Origin of the sequence: Vibrio penaeicida, from assembly GCF_002933855.1 — a bacterium.
In the GTDB taxonomy this organism is placed as follows: Bacteria; Pseudomonadota; Gammaproteobacteria; order Enterobacterales; family Vibrionaceae; genus Vibrio; species Vibrio penaeicida_A.
Genome location: NZ_BFAQ01000042.1, coordinates 84,391 through 95,616, shown reverse-complemented (window position 1 = coordinate 95,616; position 11,226 = coordinate 84,391). Strand labels below are relative to the sequence as shown.

General features: G+C 41.6%; 9 protein-coding genes. 2 read left to right on the top strand and 7 right to left on the bottom strand.

Features of this window, described 5'->3' with window-relative positions; all coding sequences use genetic code 11:
• Positions 1–643: 643 nt before the first annotated feature.
• The 6 genes from VPNCDNU1_RS22465 to VPNCDNU1_RS22440 form a co-directional block, all read right to left on the bottom strand.
• Positions 644–1,750: a phosphoribosylaminoimidazolesuccinocarboxamide synthase gene (locus tag VPNCDNU1_RS22465; RefSeq protein WP_104402416.1), complete on the bottom strand. Its 1,107-nt coding sequence runs from the start codon at positions 1,748–1,750 to the stop codon at positions 644–646.
• Between the two features lie 389 nt (positions 1,751–2,139).
• Positions 2,140–2,574: a hypothetical protein gene (locus VPNCDNU1_RS22460; protein WP_104402415.1), complete on the bottom strand. Its 435-nt coding sequence runs from the start codon at positions 2,572–2,574 to the stop codon at positions 2,140–2,142.
• Between the two features lie 753 nt (positions 2,575–3,327).
• Positions 3,328–4,371, bottom strand: a complete 1,044-nt coding sequence (locus VPNCDNU1_RS22455; protein WP_104402414.1) for a J domain-containing protein — start codon at positions 4,369–4,371, stop codon at positions 3,328–3,330.
• A 133-nt stretch (positions 4,372–4,504) separates the two neighbouring features.
• Entirely contained in the window at positions 4,505–5,170 is a 666-nt protein-coding gene (locus VPNCDNU1_RS22450; protein WP_104402413.1) for an OmpA family protein, read from the bottom strand.
• A 130-nt stretch (positions 5,171–5,300) separates the two neighbouring features.
• Positions 5,301–5,984, bottom strand: coding sequence for a DUF2786 domain-containing protein (locus VPNCDNU1_RS22445; protein WP_167404859.1), 684 nt, complete (start codon positions 5,982–5,984; stop codon positions 5,301–5,303).
• Positions 5,985–6,169: 185 nt separating this feature from the next.
• A complete protein-coding gene (locus VPNCDNU1_RS22440) occupies positions 6,170–6,850 on the bottom strand; it encodes a DUF3334 family protein (protein ID WP_101111305.1) in 681 nt (226 codons plus the stop codon).
• A gap of 220 nt (positions 6,851–7,070) precedes the next feature.
• On the opposite strand from VPNCDNU1_RS22440, the gene ydiJ reads away from it, so the two are divergent.
• On the top strand, positions 7,071–10,109 hold the full coding sequence (ydiJ, locus tag VPNCDNU1_RS22435; protein WP_104402412.1) for a D-2-hydroxyglutarate dehydrogenase YdiJ: 3,039 nt from the start codon (positions 7,071–7,073) through the stop codon (positions 10,107–10,109).
• Between the two features lie 119 nt (positions 10,110–10,228).
• On the opposite strand, the gene VPNCDNU1_RS22430 is transcribed toward ydiJ, so the two are convergent.
• Positions 10,229–10,447, bottom strand: a complete 219-nt coding sequence (locus VPNCDNU1_RS22430; RefSeq protein WP_104402411.1) for a hypothetical protein — start codon at positions 10,445–10,447, stop codon at positions 10,229–10,231.
• 215 nt (positions 10,448–10,662) lie between these two features.
• Here VPNCDNU1_RS22430 and VPNCDNU1_RS22425 point away from each other — a divergent pair, with 215 nt between their 5' ends.
• Positions 10,663–11,193: a GNAT family N-acetyltransferase gene (locus tag VPNCDNU1_RS22425; protein ID WP_167404858.1), complete on the top strand. Its 531-nt coding sequence runs from the start codon at positions 10,663–10,665 to the stop codon at positions 11,191–11,193.
• Positions 11,194–11,226 lie beyond the last annotated feature (33 nt).

Genomic DNA, 11,226 nt, shown 5'->3' with positions numbered 1-11,226 from the left:
GAGGTTACTTGGGTATAGATTTCAAGGCTGAAAATATACTTAAAATCGTATAATGATATGAGCTCAATATGTCTCCCATGTACAAAAGGGGAGTATGTCTAGGGACTGCTGACCTTAACGATGATGTCTTTCTTGGCTCCAATGTAATAAACACAGTGCGTGAATACGACCTAGAAGTACATCCTTACTACAACTGCATCATTTACAACCAATCCTATGTAGTTATACCAATCGTAGTAAGTAATTACTCATTCTAGCTTGTTAAAACACTCAATAACTGCGTTAAAAAATATGATTGTAGAATAACTACTTATCGAAATTTTTTGCCTTGTTCTCAAGCGTTTTTCCTTCGCTATTTATGAACACTTACTTACTGTGATTGGTATTACGGCAAAGTATCCCCGATTAGGCAGAAAACTTCTGCTTAGAACGAGGTTGGCTGAAGGTCATGAATTTAGCTGCAAATATGCAATAAGTCGATACAGTAAGGAGAGGTTAGTTCCGTTTACAGTGCACTTCGGTTCAAATGAAGGATCATTGTCACACTTTCTTAGGATGTGCGGAGAGTGAGAAGAGGTAAATAAAAAAGCCAGTTCAATGATGAACTGGCTTTAAAGAGATGAACGAGTTGGTTTTCCTAGAACTAATCGACGATGAGGTTGTACTGGCTACGAAGAACGTTAATGATTTCTTGTTTAGGGTTGTTGCTTAGGACGATTTCTTTGCCTGTAATTTTTTCAGCAATGCCAATGTAGGTTTTGGAGATATCCATAAGAGCAGACTCTGGCAGGTCGTTGTTCTCTGCAAGCGCGAAACGCTCTTCCATACGTTCTTTGTTCAGTAGAATGTCGGGCTCAGGGAAATAGTTTAATAAGAACTGTCTGAAGCCTTCTTTTGAATTTTCGACAATCCGACCTTCATTGTATTCAGATTCATCCCAAATGCGTGAAGAATCTGGCGTACCTACTTCGTCCATGTAAATCAGCTTCTCGGTGCCAGATGCATCGGTGACGTAACCAAATTCAAATTTAGTATCAACAAAAATTTGGTCAACATCCGCCAGTGCTTTGCTGATTACCTCGAATCCCTCTTTCAGCAGGTTCTCGTAATGGGGGATATCTTCTGCTTTTGTAAAATTGAAGGCTTCGTAGTTTTCTTCGATGTTCTTTCGAGTAATGTTGACATCGTCGGCTTCAGGAACACCAGGGATTCCCTTCAGGATTCCTTTCGTTGATGGTGTCATCAGCAGTTCTGGAAGGGCTTTGTCTTTTTCTAGGTTCTCAGGTAGCTCTATACCACAGAATTCGCGTTCACCATTTGCATAGGCACGCCACATTGAACCAGTTATGTACTTACGACAAATGGCCTCAATCATCACGGGTTTTGCTTTTTGTACTATCCAAACAAATGGATGAGGAATATCGAGAATGTGGCTGTCCGCTAAGCCGTTATCTTTGAACAACTTGAACCAGTGATTAGAGATGGCGTTTAATGCGGCGCCTTTTCCAGGTACGCCTTTCAAACCGCCTTCACCATGCCAAATGCAGTCAAAAGCTGAAATTCTGTCGCTAATAACCATAATTGCCAAAGGTGCATCTGGTGAAACGTCATACCCTTTTTCTTTGATCAGTCTTTGGCTGTCTTCTTCTGTTAGCCAGTAAACCGAACGAACTTTACCGCTATGAACGGGTTTGTTAGTACGAATTGGGAGATCATCATTAACGGCAAGTACTTGATCAGCTAAGCTCATTGCGACATTCCTATCTAATTTCAAACGTCAAAGAGGGCACAAAGAGTTAGTTTGGTTTGTTCTAAAAGATTTTGAAAGCCCGAAATAATGACAGCGACTACTGTGCCGCTGATGTTAAACGAGAGAGACCAAACTAACCTCAGAGTGGTAATGCCAACTCCGAAAAGTGCAGATGTTGCGCATGATACCAGAACTTTTTTACTGTTCCAGACAAAAAGCAAACGTTTGCCAGTGAAAAGACCAGTATGGCTATTTTGGCAGCGCAGAATCGTTTAGCTGGGCTTTGAAACAGATTTTCTCTGCCAATTATAAAAAGAAAAGCCCCAAAGTGGGGCTGGCAGTGGAATGTGAACAGTATGGATATTTTCACTAGTATAAGTACGAAGGAATTAGTGCACTAATGAACCTTCTACAGGAAAAAGCTCCGACGCATCGTGTGTGAAAAGTAAGGTGCAATTTAATTGAGCTGCACGTTGTAGCAAGTGTTTTTGATCGATGGCGGAAATGCTCTTGCTTGCAATCACAGCGCTGGCATTACCTGATTGAAGTGCCTTTAATACCACTTCCTTTTCGGTCATCTTTCTTGATGGCATCATTTGAAGTAAATGCTTAGCATTAATCTGATAGCGCTTTAATGTCGATGTCTGTGGTTTTGGGCATTCGTTCGTTAACAGTACCCACTTTGAACCTTGTGAGAGCTTTGCAAGTTCAGCACATCGATCAACGTTAGATCCGGATTCGGTAGAACTTTTGTCAAAAGTCGACGCATTAAAACGGTTAAGTGAAGTGTGTTGGTTTCGTTTGGCACGCTGTAAGTCATACATGGTTACTGTTTCCTTATACATACTGTATGGATTAACAGTAATGTTGTTTTGGTTATTTAGCAAGCATGTTTTTAATGTTTTTTTGATTTTATATTCTGAATTTAATTTAAGTTGTTGATATATAAATAATATTTAGAAAGTTGCGGCACTGTGTAAATAAACAGGTTAGGAGGTTGTTGTGATGGTGCCTCTGTACTCTATACAGTGTTGTACAGTAGTGACGCTTTTTTGATTTGAAGTATTGGCAAGCAAAAATGAAAAAAGCGCCATATAAAGGCGCTTTCTATATTGGCTATACTGGTGTGCTAATGGAATTACTCTTCGCGTTGGTCTCTCAATTGTTGTTCAGCCAAGTTAAACTGACGAACATCTAGCTTTGCCAAGTCATTACATTTCTCGCAAGAGTGATGATATTTACCATCGACATAATTATGGCGAGTTAGATAGCTTGGTCTTTTACACCAATCACAAATTCCTTCAATTTCGAACACATTTCCCCCTATTCAAAACATCTCGGTCTTTACTCTCTAAGTGTGTTGCCACCGTCGCGAGCGATTCATTCACTCGATAACGTTTCAAAAGAGCTCATCAGCATTCCAAAGGAATACTAAAGGCGTTATCGCGAGAAGAGGCTCAATTTTGGTCAAACACACTCATTTATGGAGCAGTGTGTTCATTGAGTAAAGACTCTGGGTACATATAAGCAGAAAATTATGACATATCGACGATTGAAATGTTAAGTGAAAGTTACATTTAATTAACATTTTGTTGCAAAATGAGCTTTAGTGCTGTGTTTAATCGTCGCATCTCTTCATCACTGCCATTCGCGTCGGGATGATATACGCGGCAGAGCTTTTTGTAACGGTTCTTGATCACATCTTTTTTAGGCAAACGTTTGGGGTTAAACCCAAATACCGCACATGCGACATGAAACTTCTGATCTTTAGTGGCAGATTTGAGTTCTTCCAACATTCCATTTTGCTTGAGAATTTGTTTATGCGCTTTTTCGAGTTCTCTTCTCAGTTTTTTGGATTGCAGTGATTGGTCCGAAACCTTGCTTTCTAGTGCTGCATTTTTATTATTTCTTCGATTTTTTCCGACAAGTATCATAGCAACGAACACTAACACGAATAGTGCAAAGCCCGCTAAGCCATATATGATCTCTTTCTCGTATTTGGTTAGATACCAATCTAAGTCTTTTTCAATGGGGGTAGGTGGTGTGTTTTGTGCATTCAGTGATTCAGAAGAGAGTCGCTCTTCATGTGCTTTGTCCAATTGATCGAATTGACCAAGTTGCGCTGCCTTCCGGTGATTGAATTGATTTTCCAGCACGCGGTTATACGCGCTCTCTGCTTGGTGGCTGTTGTTTTCAAGCGCTACTCGATACCATACTTCAGCCGTTTCTAAATCGGCAATATTTTTTGAATCACGATATGAACGTTCATATATGGCACCAAGCTTTAACTGAGCTCGTGCAAGCCCTTGAACGGCAGATTTGGTGTACCAATACACTGCCTTATCTCGGTTTTCTTCAATGGCGAGCCCTGAGTCAAACGCATTGGCGAGTTTAAGCTGAGCCAAAGGGTATCCGTTTTCGGCAGAATTCCTAAGCCAAACAATGGCAGATTGAGGGTCTTTGGGAACCCCATTGCCTTGAAAGAATGCCTGTGCCAAAGAGTACTGAGCAACTGGGTCTTGTTTGTTTGCTTTTGATTCCAATTCCTCAATTGATACGGCATTCGCTTTCGAGAGCACAATTGAAAATAAGACAGCGGTGATAAATAAAAAAGGTTTCATATAGCCAATTCGATAGAGAAAAAAACAGCCCCAGAGGGGCTGATTTTATACCCAAGTCACCTCAAGATGCTAGGGTATAACAATAAACGTAATTCACCATTAAGTTTAGTTGAGCTTCTATCAAAATGCTGGATTACATAGGCAGTATTTGAATCTCGACACGTCTATTACAAGCACGTCCTTGAATTGTCGCATTGTCGCAAATCGGGTGGCGCTCGCCATAGCCTTTTGCATCAATCCTTCCAGATTTGATTGATTGACCAATAAGGTAGGATTCGACTTGCATTGCACGCTGCTCAGATAAAACCTGATTGGTCGTGTCACTGCCGGAGCTGTCAGTATGACCGTTAACGATAAGCTTAGTTTCGGGGTAGCGCGCGATCACATCCGCAACTCCATTCAACGTTTGGTGTATAGAACTGTCCAGTGCGAAGGATCCAGATTGGAATCCGATTCCGTTTTCCATGATGAGCAATAGCTGGTTTTCATCAAGTCGTTGAACTTGTACACCTGAATTGACCAAAGTGTTACGGAGCTCTGCTTCTTGCTTATCGAAATAATAGCCGATCCCACCGCCAACAGCTGCACCGCCCAGCGCGCCATATAGTGCTCGCCTTTGTCTGTCTTTACTGTTGTCACCAGTAATGGCACCCGCAGCAGCGCCAGCTAGTGCTCCGAGGATCACGCCTTTCGTTGCGGAATTAGTTTCAGTTTGACCTGTTGTCGCATTTTGACGTTGGGTTGCTTGGCAGCCAGTCAAAGCGAAAGTGCCGATCAGAAGATAGGATAGAAATTTCATAGATGCCTCACTTATATATATCGAGCATCATACGTTATATTTTTAATAATACAATATGTCGTTCTGTTTGTGTTTTACATTAAAAAAACGCCCGATTGGGCGTTTGCTGGGTTGGTTTCTGTTGGATAAGTTACTTGAGAAGCTTAGGTGCCTGGCCACCTTCGACTGGTCGGTTAACGGATACACGTCGACCTTTTTTCAATCCAACCTCATAATCCGCAGTAATGTTCTTCATCGCTTCTTTCAATTGTTGTTTGAAAGTTTCACGATCAATGTTTTGGAATTCTTTGTCGATGTAGTTGTTAATCTTGTTATTAGAATCGTCATCTGGTGCAATTTCGGGCAGCTTCTCTAAAGCGCCTTCAATCCACCCAGAAAGAAAAGAAGAGACACGTCGTTGAACTTCAGCACTGCTTGTACCTGAACCGGCAAAGCCATTTCTAAATTGCCCGGTTTGTTCATTCATTTCGCGATAAATGATATCGAAGGCGAATGCAGCAAAAATGGCCCTGTCGGCTTCACCTATAAACTCTAACTTCTTGAGACCTTTGTGGTTGAGTAAAACAGCTTCAACACCAAATTTAGTGTTAATCCCCCTAATGATCCTAAGCAGAGTAGAAGAAACACTAGCGGGTAACAGGTGGCTGGACTGTGTTTTTCCCATCTTGATAAATTCGATATCGTCTTTATCAAGCCCGTATTTGAGCATTAAGCTGTGCGCCATTTTAATAGCGTTAGCGGCTTCGTTTACGTTAGCAGAGTTACCTAGCTCCAAACATTTGGCAATTTTCTTTAGGGCTTTTTTTTTGTCCATGTCCACAGCAAGTCAATTTGAAAAGTCGACCATTTTACCGTGTTAGAAAGGAGAGGGGAAGAGGTATGCACCATAGATGACAAAAACGCCACAGTAGGACTACCGTGGCGTTTGAAAGTTTATATGCCTAAGCAAGTTAACACATTGAAAGTAGCATCTTGCGGTAACTTGCGTATAAGTGTTATTTAGATGCCCAGCTCATCAAGCAAATCGCTTGCAATATCATCTGAAGGTGGAATATCTTCTACTTTTGTTGTTGATTTTGCTTGCTCTTGTTCAAGAATATCATCAACGCTAGCTTCATCTTCTGCTTCAAACTCTTCCAGTTGGATAAACTCAGTTTTATCCATTGCGAGCTCTAAATAGAAAATGTTGTTTTTCTCAGTAGAAAAAGACACACGGCGAGCTTGTGGTCTATCTAAATTCGTATCAACCGAAAGCATAACCTGCTTGTTAATGGCCAGCATTTTAGGTTGGTTTTGCGTAATGTTGGTTTGCAGCTCTTTTCGGATCTTGTTTGTAAAGTCACCAACAAGTTGGTTCATCAGTTCACCTAGAACGTCACCGACTTCATCAGAAGTATGCAAAATGGCGAGCTCTTCTTCTGGCATACCCATGTTACGCATGTAGTTTTGATACAGCTCTAGCGCAGACTGAGCCGTAAAGTTGATCACTACCAGCCCTGAAAACCCACCATCAAACAGTACAAAACATCCAAAATCAGGTTTTAAACTTGTTTTATTGATCTTTTGTACCATAGCAGAGTATGAGATTTTAGAATTCGTAGCAGATTGAAGCACACCAGAAACCGATTGACACAGCTTTAAAAGGATATCTTCTGTTGTAACTATTTTATTTTTTTTCATATGGAATTCGCTTAACAACGATAGGAGAAAATGTTTGCTTGTATTGAAGTGTGGACGAAAAATTCAAAAAAGTAAGCAAACGTTTTAATTTCATGCGTACTTTCTGTTTTTATCAAGCTCTGAAATGTTGTAAAGTGACGAAAATCAAAAAATAAATCGCAATGTCTAAACCATTTTTATCCCGGCTGAACGGATCAGCCACTAGGGAGCAGGAAGCATAATGTTACCAAGACTACAACACCAATCGGATGTTGATCCTTTAGTTAAACAATACCTCGAAGAACTTCAAAGTGCTGGTTTTACTGGCGATATTGAGTCTATGTACTCTAGTCGTTTGGCTGTTGCTACCGATAACAGCGTATACCAGCAATTGCCTCAAGCCGTGGTTCATCCCAAAACGACAGAAGATGTACAGCTGATTGGACGAATTGGTCATCAGCCTGAATATCAAAATGTGACGTTTTCGCCGAGAGGCGCTGGAACAGGGACAAACGGGCAATCTTTAACAAAAGGTATTGTTGTCGACCTTTCTCGTCATATGAACAAAGTGTTGGAAATTAACGAGAAAGAGGGTTGGGTTCGAGTACAAACCGGAATTGTAAAAGATAAGCTGAATGATGTCGTTCGTCCGCACGGTTTATTCTTTTCCCCTGAACTTTCTACCAGTAACCGTGCGACGCTAGGTGGAATGATCAATACCGATGCATCTGGGCAAGGTTCGCTGGTGTATGGCAAAACCTCTGATCACGTATTGTCACTTCAAGCTGTTTTCACAGACGGCTCAATAATTGAGAGTGATCTTAGTGATGTACAGCCTGAAGAAGGGACTTTTGCTCACCAAGCGTTATCCGTTACTGAGCAAGTCTGCCGCCAAAAACGCGCCGAAATTGTAGACAAGTTCCCTCCACTCAACCGCTTCTTAACGGGTTATGACTTAAAAAACGCCCTAAATGAGGAAGAGGATTCTTTTGATTTCACTCGCGTATTGTGTGGAGCGGAAGGGTCTCTAGCCTTTATTACTGAGGCAAAACTTAACCTCACTTTGATTCCGAAAGCCAGAACACTTGTCAACGTGAAATACAACACGTTTGATTCTGCGCTTAGAAACGCCCCTTTTATGGTTGAAGCGAACGCGTTATCCGTTGAAACCATCGATTCTCGTGTATTGAACTTAGCGAAGCAGGATATAGTTTGGCATACAGTGAGCGAGTTGCTTACGGACGTTCCTGGCAAAGAAATGCTAGGTATCAATATCGTTGAATTTGCTGGTCAAGATGGTGAGCTGGTCGAGCATCAAGTCTCAAGCCTGACGAGCAAGCTTGACCAAATGTTGGAGAGTGAAGAAGGCGGTATTATTGGGTATCAGGTATGTAACGATCTCGCGAGCATTGGTCGCATTTATGGAATGCGTAAAAAAGCGGTTGGTTTACTTGGTGCAGCAAAAGGGAAAGCAAAACCGGTCGCATTTGCAGAGGATACCTGTGTACCGCCCGAAAATTTAGCGGATTTCATTCAGGAATTTCGTGAGTTGTTAGACGCTAAAAAATTAAACTACGGAATGTTTGGTCATGTTGACGCCGGCGTACTTCATGTTCGCCCTGCGTTAGATTTATGCGATCCAGAACAAGAAGCCTTGATGCATCAAATTTCTGATGATGTGGTCAAGCTCGTCGCCAAATATGGCGGACTAATGTGGGGTGAGCATGGTAAAGGGTATCGTTCAGAGTACGGTCCTGAGTTTTTCGGGGAGTCGTTATTTTTAGAACTTCGCCGAGTAAAAGCTGCGTTTGATCCACTCAACAAAATGAACCCGGGTAAGATCTGTACTCCGCTAGGCAGCGATGCTGAATTGGTAAAAGTAACCGATGCCAAACGCGGAATGTATGACAGGCAAATCCCCGTCGAAGTGCGTGATAGCTTTAAACAGGCAATGGAATGTAATGGTAACGGATTGTGCTTTAACTACGATACCAGCTCTCCAATGTGCCCATCGATGAAAGTAACGGCAGACCGCCGCCACTCGCCTAAAGGTCGAGCTGGTATGGTACGCGAATGGCTAAGGCAGTTGACTGAACACGGGATTGATATTCTGGATTTAGAGCAACAAACCCTGAAAGGCAGCGCGACCGTTAAAACGCTTCTGAATCGAGTTAGAAACACGATTAACAAGCGTCATGAGTATGACTTTTCTCATGAGGTCTATGAGGCAATGAATGGGTGTTTAGCCTGTAAGGCGTGCGCAAGCCAATGTCCGATAAAAGTGGACGTGCCAAGTTTTCGCTCACGCTTTCTCAACATTTACTACTCCCGATATCAGCGCCCAGCTAAAGATTATCTGGTCGCCAACATTGAAACCATGTTGCCATTGATGGCAAAAATCCCTAAAACCGTGAATTTAGCGTTGAATCAAAAGTGGGTTCAGTCCTTAACGGTGAAAACAGTTGGGTACGTTGATGCACCATTGATGAGTGTGCCAACGCTCGTTCAGCGCTTAAAGCCTTATGAGAGCACAAAGTTCGATTTGAAGTTGCTGAACGGATTGTCAGAGAACGATAAGAAAGACTATGTACTCATTGTTCAAGATCCTTTCACCAGCTTTTACGACGCAGAAGTAGTTGAAGACTTTATTCTACTCGCTAGAAAATTGGGGAAAAAACCTGTGTTATTGCCATTCAAACCCAATGGCAAGGCACAGCATATAAAAGGTTTCCTTTCTCAGTTTGCCTCGTCAGCTAAGAACACGGCAGATTTTCTTTCTCTTGTCGCAGATACAGGTATTCCAATGGTGGGCGTAGATCCTGCATTAGTGCTTTGTTACCGCGATGAGTACCAAGAAGCACTGGGTGAAAAAAGAGGAGATTTCGATGTCCTTACGGTACACGAATGGCTGTTACCAAGACTGAATGAGCTGGAGCATTCTAATGGTAACGAAGACAAGCCTTGGTACTTGTTTGCGCACTGCACTGAGAAAACCAAAATGCCGAACGCTGAAAAAGAATGGGGTTCCATATTCTCCCATTTTGGCGCTCGATTGAATACTGTTCCTGTTGGGTGCTGTGGTATGGCGGGTACATTTGGGCATGAAGTGGATAAGCTTAATATGTCCAAAGATATCTATGGTCTGAGTTGGGAGCCTAAATTGGACTCTCTGGATAAGAGCCGTTGTCTTGTAACGGGCTACTCCTGTCGGAGCCAAGTGAAGCGATTTGCTAACGAAAAACTGCAACACCCGCTACAGGCACTGCTTACTTTGATCTAATTTCTAAACCTATATCTATCTTCTAAGTCTAGCCTAATAGCTAAATAATAGAAAAAGCGGAGCTCATGCTTCGCTTTTTCTATTTTTTGCTTGCTCTAATTATCACGAGTGAATCGACTTTAGGCTATTTCAGCTTTTGCACGTTCAAACCAAGTAACAACCTGCTGTTTATATTGCTCTCCATACAGCCTTACAAATTGTCTAGTATGTTCGTCTTTTTCTGAATGCAATGCTTGAATTCGTTTTTCTATATAATCTGGTGTTAACGAAATGCCGCATTCAACGGTGATGCAGTGACGCCATTCGTTAAAGTTACGTGGTATAACAGACGTAGTCATAAATTCATCCTTATTGTATTGTTATAACATATCATTTGATTGAAGTGATGAATATAACTCGTTATCACTTTGCTACGAAAGCCTGCAAAACAACACAGTTCAATTTTGCTATCAATCTCAATAATCTAAACAAATTCTCACTTCAAAATTTGTGGTTTTATAGCATAGAGTTCACTATTTATTTTCATCAAACCCATCTTAAAAAGGTCATTGCGGTGCAAGATAATTTGTTCACGTTTCCGGTACTCAGCTATTTAGATTGTGAAGATTTACTGCGTTTTGAACGTGCTAATCGGCAATGGTTTGAAACGTTTATTGATGAAAGACCGGAAGGCTTTTACTGCATGAAGGGAGTAAACCTACACATTCGTGAGTGTTTGAAAGATTATCAAAGCATGACAATGTTACCTACCTTGATAAAAAATGGTCGGGGTGAAATTCTCGGTCGCGCTAATTTGCATGGTATCGATTTAAAGAAAGGTGAAGCGTGGGTTGGATATCGCATTGCGGAGCGCTCAAGCGGGCAAGGATTGGCAACATTAGCAACGCAGCAATTAGTCCATTACGCTAAAACCTACCGTGGTTTGAAGACGCTAAGAGCGTATGCAGCGACACAAAATGTCGCTTCCCAAAGAGTACTTCTCAATAACCAGTTTCAGCATACTGGTACAGTTAACGATTTCACTTGTATCAACGGATGCATGATTGATTGCTATGAATATCGACTGGATCTCAATGTTTTGTAATTGTTTTTAACCAAATCACAATTTAGATTAAGC